This window comes from Pseudomonas sp. P7779, from assembly GCF_013386315.1.
Taxonomy (GTDB): Bacteria; Pseudomonadota; Gammaproteobacteria; order Pseudomonadales; family Pseudomonadaceae; genus Aquipseudomonas.
The window spans coordinates 46532-64679 of the sequence record NZ_JACARZ010000063.1 but is presented as its reverse complement, the minus strand read 5'-3'; the positions used below and the strand labels follow the sequence as shown (position 1 = coordinate 64679).

Below are 18148 nucleotides of genomic sequence, written 5' to 3'. Positions count from 1 at the left end.
CCCGTTGCATCGTCCGGCCAGCGAGAACGCTGCGGCCCAAATGGAGAAATATCAGTGAATCTAGTCAATGAAGTTGCACCCGGCCTATCCGGACTTGAAACCCTCCAGGCTTTGATTTCAGCCGGGGGACGACCGCCGATTGGAGATTCGCTCGACTTCACGTTTGTCGAGGCAGGTGATGGGTGGGCGGTCTTTACAGGCACGCCCGGCCTGCATGCTTACAACCCGATCGGCACGGTCCACGGCGGATATGCTGCAACGCTGCTCGACTCGGCATGCGGGTGCGCCGTTCACTCAAAGCTTTCAGCCACCCAGGCCTACACAACCCTTGAACTGAAAGTTTCATACTTGCGCCCCATTACCACTGAGACAGGCCCACTGCGCGCAGAGGGCCGTGTCATCTCGGTCGGCCGGCGGGCGGCGTTTGCCGAGGCTACCTTGAAGGGCCCCGACGAGCGCATCTACGCAAGCGCTACCTCCACGTTGCTGGTGATGGAGCGCCCACAAAAAGCATGATGATCAGGCACTGGCCGGGATGTCCGTCGATGAAGCGAGAGCCTTCTGATCCGCAACCGCCGCCAACCGATCAGTCAACGACTTGAAGAGGATGCCCCAAGAGTCGGAGCCAAGAACAATCCGTTTCGGTGCAGGTTCGTGATCGACACTGTCGAGGATTATTTCCGACATCTTCGCCGGGTCTCCGAGAGGCTGGCGCGAGGTATCTTTGATCATCATATGCACCATCCCGGCCGGAGTGTCCTTGTAAGCAGCGAGAGGCTTACCGAGCTGTGCACCACCGAAACGGAAATTGGTGCGTGCGCTGCCGGGTTCAATAATCGTGACGCCGATCTTGAAGGGTGCAAGCTCGATGGACAAAGAATCCAGAAAACCCTCCAGCCCCCATTTGCTCGCGTGATAAAGAGAGCCACCGGGCAGCACTGTCTGCCCGCCAAACGTCGAAAGGCCGATGATTCGGCCGCCCCCTTGCGCACGCAAGTGAGGCAAGGCCGCGCGAATCAACATGATTGGACCAATCAGGTTTGTCGACAATTGATGGTTGACCTGTTCGTCACTCAACTCTTCCGCTGCGCCAAACAAGCCATAGCCTGCATTGCTGACAATGACATCGATCTTGCCAAGCGCACCGAAAGCGTTGCTCACCACTTGTTGGATGCCGACGGTGTCCGTCATATCCAAGTGGGCGAGCCACAGTTGATCGCCATACTTGTCCTTGAGATCGCTCAGTGCTTCCATCTTGCGCGTGGTGCCTGCCACCCGATCACCGCGGGCTAGCAGTTGCTCTGTCATGACGCGGCCGAAACCGCTGTTGACGCCAGTAATAAACCAAGTGCGCTGTGTCATGGGTGCCCTTTTAGACGAGTAGTCGTTCAATGAGTAGGCCCACCGCAATCATCGCGAAGGGCGTGTTGTCCGGTGGCTCTCCCCCGGTACACCTGCAAGATAACGCTGTCAAACCAGATTATTAATGCTTGATCCTCTGCATTAATTGCGTCATCGTCTGAGCATGCACAGCGATCCCCTTTCAGAGTTCCTGCATTTCGTAAACGCGCGATCCGTCATGTCCGGCGGACTAGTGGCAGGCGGTGCCTGGGCGATAGCCATTCCAGCGCCGGACACGATCAAGTTCTGGGGGGTGGCTCGCGGCAGCTGCTGGTTGTCGTTCGATGACGAAGCGACGCCCATCCTGCTGGAAGAAGGTGATGTGTTTCTCTCTTCGAGGCCTCGCTCGCTCACCATCGCCAGCGACCTTTGCGCACCACGAGTAGACCTCAGTGATGTGGTCAAGAATCGCGTGGGCGCCACGGTGCAACTCGGGTCCGGTGATGACTGCTATGTGATCGTTGCGGGTGTGGAACTTGGCTCTGACTACGATCAGCTGTTTCTGGACGCCATCCCGGCAACCATTCACGTGCGGGGCACTTCGCGTCAAGCGCTAAAACTTTCCTGGTTGATGGATGAACTTATTCAGGAGCGCGAAGACAATTCACCGGGCTCTGGCGTTGCCTCGGCACAGCTTGCCCACCTGATGTTCATCCAGACCCTGCGCGCTCATTTTGTTACTGAAGCCCCCCTGAACCCGGGGTGGTTGAGGGCCGTGACCGACAAGCGCATTGCGCCGGCGCTTCGATTGATGCACGGCGATCCCGGCTATCCCTGGCAACTCGAAGCATTGGCGAAGGCAGCCGCCATGTCGCGAGCGACGTTCGCATTACACTTCAAAACGGTCGCCGGTGTCGCCCCAATGACCTACCTGACCCATTGGCGCATGCGACTCGCAGAGCGTGCACTGCGCGAGACGCGTGCCTCCATCGGGGACATTGGACGGTCTTTCGGATATACATCCGAGAGCGCCTTCAGCAGCGCCTTCAAGCGCGTTACCGGCCGGTACCCTCTGCATTTTCGACGATTGATGGCGCAATAACCGGCTTGACCTTGAGTCCTGGAGCAAGGCGTACGAGCAGGATTCTCATAATGCTCACTCAACCTTCAACTGCGCGCTCCACGTTGCAGGTGTCCCCAGTTCAGAATCTACCAATTGGTTTGCGTATCGGTCGCGCTCCCCCGCTGCGCCCGCAGAGCGGTCTGTGATGGAAAACAGGAAGATACCGATGAATGCTATCGACATGGAAAATAGAGCCGGGTACTCGTATGGGAACCAGGCTTGCGGATGGTGCAGTATCTTGACCCAAACGGTAGGGCTGAGAATGCACAAGGTGATTGCAGATACCAGTCCCAAGGAACCGCCCACCACTGCGCCGCGTGTTGTCAGGCCTTTCCAGTAAATGGACAGCAGCAGCACTGGAAAATTGGAGCTGGCAGCGATGGAGAACGTTAAGCTCACGATAAAAGCGATGTTCTGTTTTTCAAACGCGATGGCCAGAAGAATCGACAAAACGCCCAGCACAATAGTGGTCACACGTGACACCAGCATCTCTTCACGATCATTCGCCGCGCCGCGACGCAAGGCATGTGCATAGAGATCATGTGAAACAGCAGATGAGCCGGCAAGGGTCAGCCCCGCCACGACCGCTAATATCGTCGAAAACGATACCGCGCACATGAAGCCAAGAAACACCTCGCCGCCGACATGGTGTGCCAGATGAATCGCAACCATATTCACGCCGCCCAATATTCCGCCTGACTGATCGTGATAGTCGGGGTTGCCTGCAACCAATGCGATGGTGCCAAAACCAATGATCACAATTAGCGCATAGCCGATGCCGACTAAACCCGTCGCATAAAGAATGCTTTGGCGTGCTGCCTTCACGTTGCCTACGGTAAAGAAACGCATAAGGATATGCGGAAGGCCTGCCGTACCAAACACAAGTGCCAAGCCCAGTGAGATCGCGGACACAGGATCACTTATCAACCCACCGGGGCTCATGATTGCCACATGAGAGGGATGGACACGGATTGCTTGAGTAAACAGCTGATTCAAACTAAAGCCGAATTCGGCCAAGACCATGACCGCCATGAAAACGCAGCCGGTCAGCAGCAATACTGCTTTGATAATCTGAATCCAGGTAGTGGCCAACATCCCGCCAAAAAAAACGTAGATCACCATGAGCGTGCCTACAAGCAGCACGGCTGCCGTGTAATCAAAGCCGAACAACAGCTCCACCAGCTTCCCGGCGCCTACCAACTGAGACACCAGGTACAGAAGAACAATGACGATCGAGCTGGATGCCGAAAAAGCGCGTATAGGCCGTTGCTTCAGCCGATAACTCAGCACATCCGCGAGCGTATAACGGCCCAAATTGCGCAAGGGCTCTGCAATCAAAAACAGGATGATTGGCCAGCTTGCAAGAAACCCAATTGAATAAACCAACCCATCAAAGCCGTTGGTAAACACCAGTGCTGATATACCAAGCAGCGAGGCGGCGGACATATAGTCCCCGGCGATGGCCCAACCATTCTGGAACCCGGTGATTTTTCCACCGGCAGCATAGTGATCTGCGACGCTGTTGTTTTTGCGTGCAGCCCATCGCGTAATAAATAGCGTGAATATAACGAACGCTAAAAACATACCAATGGCTAAATAACTATGTTGTTGTGCGGCGATGGAGGGCTCGGCTGCCTGTGCCACCGCTGAAGTAACAACGGCTGTGGCTCCAATGAGTAGACGCTTCATGTGTGAAAGATCCTGATGATTTTTTTTATTTTCGGGTCATAACAGGTCGTAGTGCGCCATACATAGATGGCCACCAGCAGCGTGGTGAAGGCAAACATTCCAAAGCCGACAGGGATGCCCCAGGTAATGGGCTGCCCTTCAATAATCGGAGTGCCCAAACGTTCGGGCATAAAGGCCAGGGAAAGGATGAATCCAAAATAGACCGTCAACATGAGAAGGCTCATGCTCCACGAAAATCTGCGACGCTGTTTGACCAGCCCACGAAAGTCGGGGCTGTCGAGTATCGGACTCCTGATGGCGTTTTCCAGCTGATTGGCAGACACGGCCGGGTCACCGTCTTGCGGATATAGAGCTTGCATAGGAATCTCCTGCAGAAGGGCTTACGACCGAATTAAAAGCTCACAGGCACGGCAGTTTCACGCATGACGGCTTCCGGAGTCCTATGCAACTCAGCCATTTCGCGCTCTTCTTCGTTTTTCAGTTGCGCTTGCATATAGGCCCCCAAGTGCCGCGCATGCTGAACAATCGACGTCCCGAATTGGCAGCGCTGTTCGCTGAAGTCTGCCAATGCGAGCTCAACAGATGCATGACGCTCCAGTGCTTCCACAATGGCCAAAGCATCGCCGGCAGCCTTGGTAACACCCATGCCGCAGTGAGGACGCACTACAAACGCGGCGTCACCGATTAAAGCAATACGGCCGAAGTTCATCTTCGGAACTTCAAGATCGTAAATCGGCTGAAACAGCGGTTGAGACGCCTTTCTTACGACTTCGGCAAACTGGGGAGCCAGTAAGGTATCGGCTGCCTTGTACATAGCATCAAGCACGTCACCGCGTATCAGCCCGGGAGGAATTCCGCCTTCAAATTGTTTACCGCTTTCATCCCTCAATAAGTCGCGCAAGGCATCGTCGTCGCACGCGCGATACCACACAAAGTTGTAGCGACGCTGGCCTGCAGCCGTACTATTGGAATGCCCGGCTACGGGGTAGCCCAGAATTTGCTCTTGAGGCGGCAAACAAAATGCAAACTTGTCGAAAAGCGCCGTGTGAGTGGCGTCGCAGAGCGCACTTTCATCAACCAGTCCGCGCCAGGCAACATACCCGGCATATTGCAGGTGCACGTCTGGTAAAAAATGCTGGCGAATGGTCGAGCGAAATCCATCCGCGGCGATAATGAGATCGGCCTGGTGGGTTGTCCCGTCGGCCAACGTGACACTGGCGTGCGTCGGAGTACTTTCGACCGAGATTACATTGCCACCGCAGCGGTACTGAGAATCTGGAAAAGCCGCGCGAAGCACCTGGTACATCTTCCCCCACGCGGTCAAAGTCTGCGGGTGTGCCGTCTCAAGTACGACGCTACCGCCCTGTGCCAGGGTAACGCGTGAATGCACATCGATACCGATGGAGGTGTCGAGAGGAATACCCGCCACTGCCATCGCCTCGTACAACTCAGGGTGCGTCACGATGCCGGCGCCACGTCCGGCAAGCTCATCCGGCACGCGCTCGAAGACCTCTACATCCCAACCTTTGCGCAATAGCATATTCGCTGCAAACAGCCCTCCCAGAGAACCACCCACAACAATAGCCCGGCGCTTGTTCGAAGAATGAGTCATGACCGCTCTCCTCCCATGGCCGCCACATGGTCTGCATAAGAACCGACCGCTTGAATTTCCGATGCCGGAAAATTGAGCTCGATGGTCACGCCTGAAGGGTCTTCGATAAACACCTGATGAAGGCCAAGACTGGGAACGGTGCGGTCACGCCAAGCAACCCCTTCGGCTTTGAAAACGCTCCAGAAATCGACCAGGCCGGTGACCAGAAACGCAATATGGTCGACGGTACCGGTGCCGGTCTGCGGGATTTCTTTATCACCCAGGTATTGCTTGAGGCCTTCGGGGTTATTCGGATCAATCCCGATAATGTGAACCGTGCCGTAATCCTTCTCGTCGCCGCCCATGTACAGCCAGACGCCGGGAAAATCGAACGGCGGCCGGTAGCCGGGAGTAAACCCAAGCACTTTTTCATAAAATCGGCTCGATTTTTCCAGATCGAACGAGCGTATTGAATAGTGAGCGAGCTTCAAGACTTGCATGATGCCTCCAACGTTTTGTGTTTATTTATCACTTGATAAACAATAGAGCTTCACGAATTTGAAGTAAATAGGTTGGGGGGCATATTTTTGTGCGCGCAATGCTGCGTGCCGCCGATTCGGAAGGCTTATCAGGCGGGTGTCAGGGAGTTTTCTTAGCGCGAAAGCGGGGGGCGCGCCATCCATCACCCTTTGCGCAAATCGCCAAGGAAAGTAATGACAGCCAGTAATGCAGACGTCTAAAAGCAGTGTTCAACGCCGCACAGGGGCGGCATCGCTGTTCAACTCAAGAGTGGATGTCGAGCGCGTCGCTATCCAGTTGTTGCAGGGTGTGAGGGCTGCCGTTGAGGAACGCGTCGACCATTTGCTTGATCAGCACGTCTATGTCCTCAGTCACGGGAAGATCGTAGATCCACTTTCGAACGCCCACGTAAAAAATACTGGCGTGCAAACTCCAGATCAGTTCGAGTTCGCTTTCACTGATCGTCGCACTCGCTGACGGCGCCAGACCATGCGCGTGGCGAATTTCCGCGATAACGGGAATGAAGACCCGCTCGCGCAATTTGGCCAGATAGCGATCATTGATACCTTCGCGAGTCAAACCGGCAAACACGAAGATACGAATCCATTCTCGTCGCAGGATCACCTGGGCATAAGCGGTATAGAAACGCACCAAGCGAGACTGAAGACCTTCCGAGCGGTCTTTTATGATGGACTCCCAAGCGTCATCCCACTGATAGACCTCATCGTATACGCGGTCAATCAGTGCTTCTTTGCTGGGGAAGTATCGGTAGAGCAGCGGTTGGGTGACGTCAAGTTGGCGCGCCAGTTCGCGCGTACTGCCCGAAAATCCGCACGTCGCAAAATGCTCTATCGCCTTCTGCACGATTTGCTGTTCTCTGACTTCGGGCGACAAACGCCGTGCGGTCGATTTGACCACCGCGGCTGTCTGCGCCACCTTGCCGGAGGCCTTGTTGTTGACCTTTTTTGAGTCTTGCATAACGCCTCGCTCGAGCTGATTGAGGCATCATACAAAACAAAAGAATGCACTGGCTATGAATGGCCAGGCTCTCTACCGATGGGGTTCAACGTTCACGCGCCAGTTCAGGCATGATCTGCCAGAGCGGGGTAATCGGTGTAACCCGTCGCATCGCCACCAAAGAACGTGGCGCCATCAGCCGGATTCAAATGCTGGTTTGCCTTGAAACGCGCTGGGAGATCGGGGTTGGCGAGGAAGTTACGCCCGAATGCAATGATGTCCCCTCGCCCACTTTCGAGTGCAGCCTCGGCAGTCTTTTGATCGTACCCACCGGCGAGCATCAGCACACCGCTGTAACTCTCACGAAGCTGCTTGATGATCGTGTCCCAGCGCGGATCGAAGTTTTCATCTCGCTCGATGCCCACAATGACCGGTTCGACCAGGTGCAGATAGGCCAGATTCATCGTGTTGAGCTGCGTCACCACATAACCGAATGTCGCTTCTGGTGTCGCATCTCCCATGCCCATGAAACGCCCCATGGGCGTCAGGCGTACCGCGACACGGTGAGCCCCCACTTCCTCAATCACTGCCTGAGTGACTTCGAGCAAAAGTCGAGCACGATTCTCAATACTCCCTCCGTAAATATCATCACGCTTATTGCTGTTGGAATCGATGAACTGGTCTAGCAGATACCCATTGCCAGAATGGATTTCTACGCCATCCATACCCGCCAGTACAGCATTACGCGCGGCAACACGGTAGTCCTGAATAATTGACTGGATACCCTCGATTGTCAGGGCCTGTGGTACTGGAACGTCACCCCAGACGCCATTGCCTTCTTCATCAATAATGAATGTATTGCCGCCCTCTACACTCAAAGCACTCGGCCCGACCGGCAATCCACCGTTGGGTTGAAAACTGGGATGGGAGATACGACCCACGTGCCAAAGCTGCAAGAATATCGTACCGCCTTCGGCATGAACGGCATCGCTGACGGCCTTCCATCCAGCAACTTGCTCGGGCGTGTAGATACCTGGAGTCCAGGCGTAACCTTGACCCTGCTGTGAAATTTGAGAAGCCTCTGTGATGATTAGCGCGGCGCTTGCACGTTGACGGTAATACTCGACATTCAACTGCGTCGGCACGTTACCTGGTTGACCGGCACGCGAGCGCGTCAGGGGAGCCATCGCGATACGATGCTTGAGAGTGTGAGTGCCAATTGTAATGGGGTCGAAAAGTTTCATAGGCTTTCCTGTAGATAAGCGGGCTACGCCGCGCATGAATAGGTTTCAGGCGTGCAAGGTAGCGGCGCTGTCTCAACAGGAGAATCGGTGCGATCTGCAACACAATCTTGCGCAATGCGCAAAGCACCCTGCGGATCTCGACATGCGCGGTCAGAGAAGAATCTCTGATCGCTATCAACTGCACCAACAGACGCGCTGATACCGTTTAAGGAGTGTTATGGACAAGCTGCTGGCCCTGAAGATGTTCGTGCAGACCGTCGACTCCAAGGGCTTTTCATCTGCGGCCAGACAATTGGGCCTGGCAACCTCTTCGGTAACGCGAATGATCGATGGGCTGGAAGCCGAACTAGGCGCTGTATTGCTCAATCGCTCAACCCGTCAAGTCACCTTGTCTGACGCGGGCTCCGCATATTATTTGAAGGCTCGGGAAATTCTGAGTGCCATGGCTGACGCTGATGCGTCGGTCACGGATCGGGGTGATGCACCTACCGGGCAATTACGTATTTCAGTGCCTGTCGCGTTTGGACGACGATTGATCAGCCCTCATATCGGTGCATTTCTACAGCGCTATCCAGACCTTGAATTAGATATGACCTTGTCGGATGACATCGTCGATTTGCTCGGTGAGCGTATCGATCTTTCTATCAGACTGGGAACAGCAGCAACCATGGACGGAGTGGTCAGCCGCGCCATAGGTACGTTTCGCCGAAAAGTAGTCGCCAGCCCCGAATACCTGGACGTACGCGGCTTTCCAAAGCAGCCAACCGACCTGTTGCAACATGACTGTATGCGCTTCAGCTATGGCCCTCAGCAGCAGGTCTGGACCTTTCAGGAAGACAGTGGGGAGGTCCGCGTATCGGTTGATGGCCGGCTCAAAAGTAACAATGCCGAAGTCTTGCGCGAAGTCGCACTGGCAGGCGGTGGCGTGGCACTGTTGCCTGACTGGCTCGTCAGCGAAGATATCGAAAGCGGAAGGCTGACGTCCTTGTTTGAATCTTTTGTGGTCAACCCCAATAGCGCGAGCTCGGCCATCTCAGCGCTTTATCTGCCCAATTATCGAGGCTCTAGAAGAGTCAATGCGTTCATCGAATTTCTAAGCGAATTGCTTTGATCAGATGACGTGGCAAAGCGCGCCATTCCACTCGGGATGCCTTTAGTAAAGCCAAAATGATCGAAACCCTGTAATCGAGCCGGCACTCCCGAATGTACGTCTATGATTCAATCAAATACTCATCCGCTTTATTTATCGATCGAACATTAACGTTGCATTTGCTCCATCACTGAGAATACGATTCCATTTTCTGCGCCGGGGTGTCTGCCATGAAATTCCTTTTCAAAAATGAGTCTTTTTCTTTCGAAACCCTCAGAACCGCCGGTTTTGCTGGCTACAGCGGTGCTGATTTGGGCGAAGTACTTATGACAGCTAAAGCCATTCCAGAAGGAAACGAAGAAGCATGGCTACGGGAGTGGGAAGCCACCGCGGACCGTGTTGCGGGATTGGCAGAGCATTCTCTGGCGCGTGGCCACCGAGTCAGCGCCCGTGAAGCTTTTTTCAGAGCGGCTAATTACTACAGGACGGCCGAGTTTTTCAAACGCGCCAACCCTGAAACGGATAAAGACGTTGCGCGAATCAGTAACGCCTCGCGTGAGGCATTCATTTCGGCAGCACAGCTTCTGGATACCCCCTTCGAAATAGTATCCATCCCTTATGAGGGAACGACCCTTCCGGGGTACCTTTTCCTGGCTGATCATTCGGGCAGTCCCAAACCCACAATCATCTATAACAACGGCTTTGACTCCACTCAGGAAGAGTCCTATTACGCAATCGCCGCAGCGGCGCTGTTACGTGGGTATAACGTGTTGGCGTTTGACGGCCCAGGCCAGGGATCGGTTATTCGCGATCAGCGAATTCCCTTTCGGCACGACTGGGAGGCGGTGATTACGCCTGTCATCGATTTTGCATTGACGCGTGCGGAAGTGCTCGCCGACAAGATCGCATTGTTCGGATACAGCCTTGGCGGCTACCTGGTCGCGCGTGCTGCAGCGTATGAGCATCGCGTCGCTGCAATCATCCTGGATGACGGGCTTTATGATTTTAATTTTGCGTTTAGAAACGCACTCCCTTCTTTCCTGACCACATGGATCTCGAACAAGCAGGACAGCCTCGCGGAACCGTTGCTGAACCTGGCCAGACGCCTGAACACGGGCAAGCGATGGGCACTTGATAACGGCAAATGGACGTTTGGCGTTACCTCCGGCGCCGAGTTTATCCGCATGACCAGACAGTACACGCTGAAAGACTGCGCTCACTTGATCAAGGCTGCCACCTTGGTATTGGACGCCGAAAACGATCAGTTTTTAAAAGGGCAACCCGAGCAGGTGTATGCGGTATTAACCTGCCCAAAACATCTGGCTCTACTGCTGACCTCCGAAGGTGCCGGGGAGCATTGCCATATGGGGGCGATGAGTCGCGTTCATCAGACTATTTTTGATTGGCTCGACGAAACATTTGCATGAGGGTTGAACGCGCAAAGAGTGATGAATGATTGATGAGTAAAGCACCCACCACAGCACTGAACCCTGTCATCTGGCTGCTTGCATTGGGCACCTTCGCCATAGGAACAGACGTCTTTGTAGTCTCCGGCGTATTGTCACTCATGGCACAAGACCTGAGCACCAGCCTTGAGTCAGCGGGCCTTACAGTCACCGCATACGCCCTCACTTACGCCTTGGCCGCGCCATTGATAGTGCCAATGACTGCAACACTGAACCAACGGCGTGTGTGTATCTCAGCACTGGCCATGTTCGCTGTCGGCAATTTCCTTTGTGCCCTGGCTCAATCCTATGAACTGCTGATGGTCGCCCGTGCCATTGCAGGCATCGCAGCAGCGCTGTACACCTCAACCGCCTATGCCCTGGCCACCGCTCTTGCGCCAGCCAATCGCAAGGGTGCGGCCCTGTCCGCCGTTGCATTGGGATTGACTGCGGCCGCGGTTTTTGGCGTTCCAATCGGCGCGGCCATTGGCCACGCGATTGGCTGGAGAGCTACATTCTGGCTCGTGGCGACCCTCTCGGGGGGGGCTGTATTTGCACTTTCATGTCGTACGTTTGCAAACCAATCACACCTGAATACGAGTCGGCTGACTTACGCAGCACGATTTGCGCCCCTTATACGGCCAACGGTTCTGCTGGCCTTGCTGCCCAGCTTGCTTTGGAACACCGCAAACCTGACTAGCTACACGTATTTGGGCGCCATGCTTGCAGAGCGTCATGATCCTCAGACAGTGATTTTTTTGTTCTTCGTATACGGTGTCGGAGGGCTGATCGGTAGCCAGTTGGGCGGTCGTCTTCTCGACCGTTTTGGCGTAACAACACCTCTCGCATTTTGCTTGGCTATCGCAGCCATCAATCAAGCCATGATGCAGATAAGTGCGACTTCTACGTTAACTACCGCATGTGCATTAGCCATATGGTCGATCACCGGTTGGGCGACCTTCGCTCCTCAACAGGCACGCTTGATCAACCTGGCGCCGCAAAATAGCGCCCTTCTAATTGCACTGAATCATTCCGTCATTTACATCGGCTTTGCGACTGGAGCAGCCATCGGCGGTGCCGCTATCGCGCGTGGAATTGATGTTTCACAACTGCACTGGATCACTAGCGTACTTCTGCTGGCTGCGTTGCTGATATTTTTGCTCGGAATAAAGCGGGAAATAGCTGAACCAAGGTTGTTGAGTGGAAGGAGCAGAAGCTGATTAAAATTAAGAAAATCGGGAGAGAGAGGACGGCTCTGCAAAACAGTTATCTAGCTTCTCTTAGCTACGGGCCTAGAAAATCAGGTGTGGGCTCATTGTAGTGGTCTAATGAAACCGGACACCCATTTAGGCGAGAATGCTCGCCATAGAGAGGTGTCCGATGACCAAGCAACGTCGTTCCTTTACGCCCGAGTTCAAGCGCGAAGCTGCAAGTCTGGTGCTCGACCAGGGCTACAGCCATATCGAAGCTGCCCCTCCGCCTGCATCAAGCGCCCGACTCGATTTCGCCCGCATGCCTTTCCCAGTTCACGTAGGTCATCGTGAATTTTGCGGTAGCCGTATACACCTCCGCTTTCTAGCCAAGCGTGTTTGATCAAGCCAAGCAGACGTTGATCTTCTTTTGCTCGGGTAGTTTGGCCGACGCTCTGGAAAGTCAAGTAATGCGATGCCCTACCTCACGCCTTCGGCTAATCACCTGGCTAGCTGAATGCATCAAAAGTGCTCCGGAGATCGCACAGGCCGAGCGGAATCTACCCAGCCTGCCCGAAACGTTGATATCGGCATACGCAACGTGGATTCACCAAAGTGGCGAGAGCTAGTCAGGCACAACGATCGCCTGGTGCCGAGCCACAGGCCGCTTTGTCTCGCTATCTAACCCGCAAGAGCCTCCCGGATTAGATTAACCAATTAGCCGCATCCGGCATCGACTTTGGAATGGTTCAACTCCATTACATCCACCTCCTCACGCTGAGCCGGTGATCGATCAGTAACGATTGGCCTGAGCTATCTGTGCAGTAGAGGCATCAATTTTCGTGATATCATTTCGCCACAGCATAACTAAGCCCTGCTAATAGATAGCGGCGTCTCCAAAACACTCTATTGCCCGAATGATACCCAATTCAATGAAGACAAAAAAGGCATCTCCGACGGAACCCGTCACAGTTTTTTTCTACCATGACCCTTATCCCAACTTTAACAAAAACTCACACGATATCGTCATCACACCTAAGCTGAGCAATCGAAAAGACACAAAGTTTGGAATGGGGTGCGCAATCTACTTCAGGACATATGACGGCGCATACGAGAGTTTCAATGGGCACTGCGCCATCCAAGGAAACAACAACCTGAATGAGTTTTTCAACAGCGTATTACAAAGTCATGAGCCTATTGATGCCCGCTCGCTCAAAGTACCGTTCAGAACTTTACTTTCCGACAGCAAATCTTACAATCTTCTGCACAACATCTTCGGAGCCAAGCGGGCACGAGAGCTATTAACAGCCGCTCAAGACATCGCTGTGGCAACTGGGTTCCATGTATCCTGGCGCGGTTTCACCTCTTCTTCCGAATTTTCTTTGGGCTTTATCAGATCAAGCGAAGCTTATTTCGCCTTCCGTCGGGCAAAGAGAATTATCCAAGGATTGAGCATCAAAGTAGCGGATGCCCGCCAGACCTTCAGCGCCGCTTTAATAGGAAAAGGGCCGAACGTTACGTTCAACTTTCTATTCGACAAGTCAAACTTCTTCAGAGGACGAATTTCAGTCATAATCGGCCAAAACGGATCAGGTAAAACTGCATCGCTTGCAAAGCTGGCGCGCGGCTTGGCGGATACAAAAAATAAGAGCGTAGAGATCACCAATCGCCCAGATCTTAATCAGGTTCTGGCCTTCATTCACACCTCATCACGCCGCCAGTTTACACCTGCTTCAGAAGCAGGCATGGGTAGAGCCCGGATATTCACGTTTAACCCCGCTACGCCCAAAAAATATGACTCAGTGCCTATGACACAACTGCTGGTCGATGTCGCCCGCAGTCTTGGCCCCATGTATAAATCATTGGACATTTTTCGAGAAGTCCTCGCCGCTGAATTCCCAAATCTTCAGCTATACATTCCGATCGACCACCCGAACAATAACGAGCCCAACTCTAACAAACGAGGCGGTCACGCCAATTTTGAAGATTGGATGAGGGGTGGAGAATTCAGCCAGCTGAAACAGATCGCACAGATTGATCACTCCCGTCCAATTAAGTTTGTCGACGAGCGAGGCAGCGAACGACCCCTGAGTTTGGGACAGCAGTCATTCATTAATTTTTGCCTGATAGCGCTTGCAAACGCTGGCCCTTCTTCCGCGTTTATCATTGATGAGCCTGAAAACTTCTTGCATCCGAACCTTATTTCAAGGTTCATGCGAACGCTCAATAAAATCCTAGAAGCAACACAGTCCATAGCAATTATAGCGACCCATTCGCCATTCGTAGTTCGCGAAGTCCAAAGCGCTCAGGTGCATGTCATGTGGGAGTCAGAGGGGTTAATAAAGGTGAGCCACCCTCGCCTCCAAACCCTGGGGGCAAACGTTGCGTCCATTTCTAATGAAGTGTTTGGCGACGATCTTCCCATGCACCTTTATGAGGAGCTCGTCGTTCATGCCAAAAATCAGAGCAGCACATTTACCGAGGCCTTGCAAAAGTATTCGGGTGAGCTAAGTACTGAAGCGTTGATGCTGCTTCATAAAAAAATGGATAGCGAAAATGCGTAAGATCCCGCTACCCGTCGTAGATGACATTGAAAACTTGCAGCTTCTTGAGGCTTCAAAATCCGATAATGCGCAAGCCATCGTGGCGCACATGCCAGCTATGAGAGAACGGTTTGCGGAATACGATCGAGGCTGTGGTAATCCGTGGCTGGTTGATGTTGATCAGCAATTTGAGGATAAGAAAGCCCATTTGCAACATCTCTACACAAGCCCACCCTTGGCGTTGGGTTTTATAGAGCAATTAAGATATTCGCTGGCGGGCGCCTGTCCGGTGTGCGGGGGGCGAGGTGTTGGCACCCTCGATCATTACCTGCCAAAAAGCTTTTATGCGGAGTTTTCTTTCTACTCAAAGAATCTGGTGCCTGCTTGCTTCAACTGCAACACGAAGAGAGGCAACCTCACCAAAGGTGCGCTTGACGGCGAACGCCCTATTCACCCTTATTTCGATGCCTTTGCAGAGCGCAGAATCATGCTCATCGTGATCTCACCTCCTTGGAAGGCACCAGAGGTCAATGCTATCCCTTATGATGTCACGGGCGCTGAGCTGGTAACTGCAAAGTGGCACATCGACAACATTATCGTGCCAGCAGGTTTTCACAGAGAAATCCGCGACCTATGGGGTTCAATACTTCTCGACCCTTACGCTTATTTTGATGACCCGACCGACATCAATGCTGTGATCAGGGTCCTGCAGCGCTGGCAGAGGGTTGAGGAGGCATCCGACCGCTCCCTCAACGGATGGCGATCCTGTTTCATACTCGGTCTGAGCATGAATTTGGAAGCCCTGCAATACATAGCAGCACTTCCTCCCGCAACTCCCCGTCCTTGACGTCCGTGACGCAGCGGGAGCATCTCCCGCTGCGATGATTTGCGAACGTCCAACACCAGCTTATCTGCCACAGGGTTTTCAGCAAGCCTATTTTCTGCCCTTGCGAGCTCCCGGATAGGGTCACGAAAAAGCCCTAAAAATGACAGGCTGACCGGCTTCATTTAAGTCGTCGCTGCGACGGGTTCAAAAGACGCCACTTGAAAAACAAACCTAACGGAAACCAAAGAAATCAGCCATTTTCCCTGATGCACATCACAATTCTGTATGATTTCCGAATGTCAACCCTATAAAACAAAAAATAAAACGGAGTTGTTATATTTGAAGGACAAAGAAAAAGCGGGATCTCCTTACCATCCATTTTCTCAGATTTTTTCTCCTATCTGTGCCACACGCTTTTCGTAAGCATCCGGCAAACTCACCTTCCGAACTCCAGCATTAAGGGCTTAGCCTCTGGACTGGGACCGTCACAGGCCGGGCGACGGGGCTAAGGATGGCGGGGAAAACTAGGTCCGTGAACATTCATCGATGAACAGTCGCGCTAATTTCGAGATCACTGATTCAGTAAAATCGGGCCCGTGAACTGCTTATGAACATCTGACATCGCCCACTTGTTAAATGACGTATAGCGCCCGGGATTTTTTTGAGCAGGAAATGCGCTCGAGTGGCTAACGCACCTTGCCCTTTCAGATCAAACCGACCGGCCATGTACTTGGGGACAGTCAGTGCCAGCGCGACGACAGCCAACACCAGCGGTAAAAGCGAAACCTACAGCACTGTGTTCCAGCCATAAGCCGACAGTAACCCACCCGACGAAAAAACCCCGACCGCCATTACGCCGAACACTCGGATCTGGCCTACTACGTCATTTATCGGCCTGAGTGCGCCAGCCTGCCCAAACTGACGACGTTCCGGGACTGGTTGTTGGCAGAAGCACTGCAGACGGTAAAGCGTGAGATCAGCGCCCACTAGGCTGTACTACTCGCGATTCCTCAACGACGACGCTACCAGCAAATCCCGCGTATAGGCATGCTCCGGCGCGTCGAACAACTGCTCGGTACTCCCCGCCTCCACCACCACGCCATCCTTCACCACGATCAAGTCGTGAGCCAACGCCCTTACCACCGCCAGGTCGTGGCTGATGAACAAGTACGTCAGCCCATGTTCCTCCTGCAACCTGCGCAGCAAGCTCACCACCTGCTTTTGCACGGTGCGGTCGAGGGCTGAGGTGGGCTCGTCGAGCAATATCAAATCCGGCTTAATCACCAGTGCGCGGGCGATTGCGATGCGTTGGCGCTGGCCGCCGGAGAATTCGTGGGGGAAGCGATGGCGCGTATCGGGGTCGAGTCCGACGTCGCGCAACACGGCAATCACTTGAGCTTCGCGCGCGCAAGCATTGAGGTCCGTGTGTACGCGCAGGCCTTCTTCGATGATTTGCTGCACGCTCATGCGCGGACTGAGGCTGCCGAACGGGTCTTGAAACACCACCTGTAGTTTGCGCCGCCACGGACGCAGGGCCTTGCCTTTGAGTGCGTCGAGGGCCTGGCCCTGGAAGCGAATGCTGCCTTGGGCGTCGATCAACCGCAGGATCGCCTGGCCTAGGGTGGATTTGCCCGAGCCGGATTCGCCAACAATGCCCAAGGTTTTGCCACGTTGCAGGCGCAGGTCGATGCCGTCCACCGCCTTGATCGGCGGTTTGCGCCGCAGCAGGCCGCCTTGCGGGAACCAGACCTTGAGGTTGTCCACCTCCAGCAGGTTGTCCGCCGTTTCACGCACCACCGCCCTGCCCTCTGGCTCGGCTTCGAGCAACTGCCGGCTGTAGGCGTGCTGCGGCGCGGCAAACAGTGCCTGGCAGTCGGCCTGTTCGACGATCTGGCCGGCGCGCATCACCGCCACGCGCTGGGCGATGCTGCGCACCACGTTGAGGTCGTGGCTGATCAACAGCAGCGCCATGCCCAGGCGTTGCTGCAGGTCTTTGAGCAGCGCAAGAATGCGTCGCTGCACGGTCACGTCCAGGGCCGTGGTGGGCTCGTCGGCGATCAACAGCAGCGGTTCGCAAGCCAGGGCCATGGCGATCATCACCCGCTGGCGCTGCCCGCCGGAGAGCTGATGCGGGTACGCTGCCAGGCGCTGGCGCGGGTGCTGGATGCCCACCAGTTCGAGCAACTCCAACACGCGCTCACGCGCCGCCGCACCGCCCAGGCCTTTGTGCAGCAGCAGGGTTTCGGACAACTGCCGTTCGACGCTGTACAGCGGGTTGAGCGAGGTCATCGGCTCCTGAAAGATCATCGCGATGCGATCGCCGCGAATCTGCCTTAAACGCTCCGGCCGCGCGCCGAGCAGCTCTTCGCCCTGGTAGCGAATACTGCCCTGGGTACGCGTGGTGTGGGGCGGCAGCAATTGCAGGATCGAGTGGGCGGTCACCGATTTGCCGGAGCCCGACTCGCCCACCAGCGCCAGGCACTCGCCCGGGTGAATATCCAGGTCGATGCCACGCACCGCTTTGTGCCCGTCGAACGCCACTTTCAGGTTACGAATTTCAATCAACGTGTCAGTCACGGCACAGCTCGCT

Annotated in this window: 15 protein-coding genes and 2 pseudogenes; 8 read left to right on the top strand and 9 right to left on the bottom strand. The window is 54.5% G+C overall.

What is annotated here, in order from left to right:
* Positions 1-54: 54 nt before the first annotated feature.
* Complete coding sequence (locus HX869_RS18740; RefSeq protein ID WP_177077749.1) at positions 55-516, top strand: PaaI family thioesterase; 462 nt, start codon at positions 55-57, stop codon at positions 514-516.
* A gap of 3 nt (positions 517-519) precedes the next feature.
* On the opposite strand, the gene HX869_RS18735 is transcribed toward HX869_RS18740, so the two are convergent.
* Positions 520-1362, bottom strand: a complete 843-nt coding sequence (locus tag HX869_RS18735; RefSeq protein WP_178903491.1) for an SDR family oxidoreductase — start codon at positions 1360-1362, stop codon at positions 520-522.
* Between the two features lie 163 nt (positions 1363-1525).
* On the opposite strand from HX869_RS18735, the gene HX869_RS18730 reads away from it, so the two are divergent.
* On the top strand, positions 1526-2443 hold the full coding sequence (locus HX869_RS18730; RefSeq protein ID WP_178903490.1) for an AraC family transcriptional regulator: 918 nt from the start codon (positions 1526-1528) through the stop codon (positions 2441-2443).
* Between the two features lie 54 nt (positions 2444-2497).
* On the opposite strand, the gene HX869_RS18725 is transcribed toward HX869_RS18730, so the two are convergent.
* The 6 genes from HX869_RS18725 to HX869_RS18700 form a co-directional block, all read right to left on the bottom strand.
* Complete coding sequence (locus tag HX869_RS18725; protein ID WP_178903489.1) at positions 2498-4153, bottom strand: cation acetate symporter; 1656 nt, start codon at positions 4151-4153, stop codon at positions 2498-2500.
* A complete protein-coding gene (locus HX869_RS18720; protein WP_178903488.1) occupies positions 4150-4512 on the bottom strand; it encodes a DUF485 domain-containing protein in 363 nt (120 codons plus the stop codon). The genes HX869_RS18725 and HX869_RS18720 overlap by 4 nt, the downstream gene beginning before the upstream one ends.
* A 32-nt stretch (positions 4513-4544) precedes the next feature.
* Positions 4545-5765: an FAD binding domain-containing protein gene (locus HX869_RS18715; RefSeq protein ID WP_178903487.1), complete on the bottom strand. Its 1221-nt coding sequence runs from the start codon at positions 5763-5765 to the stop codon at positions 4545-4547.
* The gene (locus HX869_RS18710; RefSeq protein WP_178903486.1) at positions 5762-6244 is read right to left on the bottom strand and encodes a VOC family protein; all 483 of its coding nucleotides are present in this window, start codon (positions 6242-6244) and stop codon (positions 5762-5764) included. Before HX869_RS18710 ends, HX869_RS18715 begins: the two co-directional genes overlap by 4 nt.
* A 283-nt stretch (positions 6245-6527) precedes the next feature.
* On the bottom strand, positions 6528-7241 hold the full coding sequence (locus HX869_RS18705) for a TetR/AcrR family transcriptional regulator (RefSeq protein ID WP_178903485.1): 714 nt from the start codon (positions 7239-7241) through the stop codon (positions 6528-6530).
* Positions 7242-7345: 104 nt separating this feature from the next.
* Positions 7346-8464: an alkene reductase gene (locus tag HX869_RS18700; protein ID WP_178903484.1), complete on the bottom strand. Its 1119-nt coding sequence runs from the start codon at positions 8462-8464 to the stop codon at positions 7346-7348.
* 217 nt (positions 8465-8681) lie between these two features.
* Here HX869_RS18700 and HX869_RS18695 point away from each other — a divergent pair, with 217 nt between their 5' ends.
* The 4 genes and pseudogenes from HX869_RS18695 to HX869_RS18680 form a co-directional block, all read left to right on the top strand.
* Positions 8682-9575, top strand: a complete 894-nt coding sequence (locus HX869_RS18695) for a LysR family transcriptional regulator (RefSeq protein WP_178903483.1) — start codon at positions 8682-8684, stop codon at positions 9573-9575.
* Positions 9576-9784: 209 nt separating this feature from the next.
* The gene (locus HX869_RS18690) at positions 9785-10981 is read left to right on the top strand and encodes a S9 family peptidase (protein WP_178903482.1); all 1197 of its coding nucleotides are present in this window, start codon (positions 9785-9787) and stop codon (positions 10979-10981) included.
* Positions 10982-11013: 32 nt separating this feature from the next.
* Positions 11014-12219 (top strand): MFS transporter, encoded by a 1206-nt coding sequence (locus tag HX869_RS18685; RefSeq protein ID WP_178903481.1) that lies wholly within the window; start codon positions 11014-11016, stop codon positions 12217-12219.
* 160 nt (positions 12220-12379) lie between these two features.
* Positions 12380-12472, top strand: a pseudogene (locus tag HX869_RS18680) (transposase); the annotation flags it as partial.
* Here the strand turns inward: HX869_RS18680 and HX869_RS18675 are convergent.
* Positions 12468-12635 (bottom strand): annotated as a pseudogene (locus HX869_RS18675) (IS3 family transposase); the annotation flags it as partial. The pseudogenes HX869_RS18680 and HX869_RS18675 sit on opposite strands and share 5 nt — an antisense overlap.
* 486 nt (positions 12636-13121) lie before the next feature.
* Here HX869_RS18675 and HX869_RS18670 point away from each other — a divergent pair.
* Together HX869_RS18670 and HX869_RS18665 are read left to right on the top strand one after the other, a co-directional pair.
* Entirely contained in the window at positions 13122-14753 is a 1632-nt protein-coding gene (locus HX869_RS18670) for an AAA family ATPase (protein ID WP_178903480.1), read from the top strand.
* Positions 14746-15579 (top strand): HNH endonuclease, encoded by an 834-nt coding sequence (locus HX869_RS18665; RefSeq protein WP_178903479.1) that lies wholly within the window; start codon positions 14746-14748, stop codon positions 15577-15579. The genes HX869_RS18670 and HX869_RS18665 overlap by 8 nt, the downstream gene beginning before the upstream one ends.
* A 975-nt stretch (positions 15580-16554) precedes the next feature.
* Here the strand turns inward: HX869_RS18665 and HX869_RS18660 are convergent.
* The gene (locus tag HX869_RS18660) at positions 16555-18135 is read right to left on the bottom strand and encodes an ABC transporter ATP-binding protein (protein WP_178903478.1); all 1581 of its coding nucleotides are present in this window, start codon (positions 18133-18135) and stop codon (positions 16555-16557) included.
* Between the last annotated feature and the right edge of the window lie 13 nt (positions 18136-18148).

Coding starts and splice junctions, on each gene's coding strand:
- HX869_RS18725 (WP_178903489.1), bottom strand. CDS start 4,153: ATGAAGCGTCTACTCATTGGAGCCACAGCCGTTGTTACTTCAGCGGTG.
- HX869_RS18695 (WP_178903483.1), top strand. CDS start 8,682: ATGGACAAGCTGCTGGCCCTGAAGATGTTCGTGCAGACCGTCGACTCC.
- HX869_RS18685 (WP_178903481.1), top strand. CDS start 11,014: ATGAGTAAAGCACCCACCACAGCACTGAACCCTGTCATCTGGCTGCTT.
- HX869_RS18715 (WP_178903487.1), bottom strand. CDS start 5,765: ATGACTCATTCTTCGAACAAGCGCCGGGCTATTGTTGTGGGTGGTTCT.
- HX869_RS18700 (WP_178903484.1), bottom strand. CDS start 8,464: ATGAAACTTTTCGACCCCATTACAATTGGCACTCACACTCTCAAGCAT.
- HX869_RS18705 (WP_178903485.1), bottom strand. CDS start 7,241: ATGCAAGACTCAAAAAAGGTCAACAACAAGGCCTCCGGCAAGGTGGCG.
- HX869_RS18690 (WP_178903482.1), top strand. CDS start 9,785: ATGAAATTCCTTTTCAAAAATGAGTCTTTTTCTTTCGAAACCCTCAGA.
- HX869_RS18670 (WP_178903480.1), top strand. CDS start 13,122: ATGAAGACAAAAAAGGCATCTCCGACGGAACCCGTCACAGTTTTTTTC.
- HX869_RS18665 (WP_178903479.1), top strand. CDS start 14,746: ATGCGTAAGATCCCGCTACCCGTCGTAGATGACATTGAAAACTTGCAG.
- HX869_RS18735 (WP_178903491.1), bottom strand. CDS start 1,362: ATGACACAGCGCACTTGGTTTATTACTGGCGTCAACAGCGGTTTCGGC.
- HX869_RS18710 (WP_178903486.1), bottom strand. CDS start 6,244: ATGCAAGTCTTGAAGCTCGCTCACTATTCAATACGCTCGTTCGATCTG.
- HX869_RS18720 (WP_178903488.1), bottom strand. CDS start 4,512: ATGCAAGCTCTATATCCGCAAGACGGTGACCCGGCCGTGTCTGCCAAT.
- HX869_RS18730 (WP_178903490.1), top strand. CDS start 1,526: ATGCACAGCGATCCCCTTTCAGAGTTCCTGCATTTCGTAAACGCGCGA.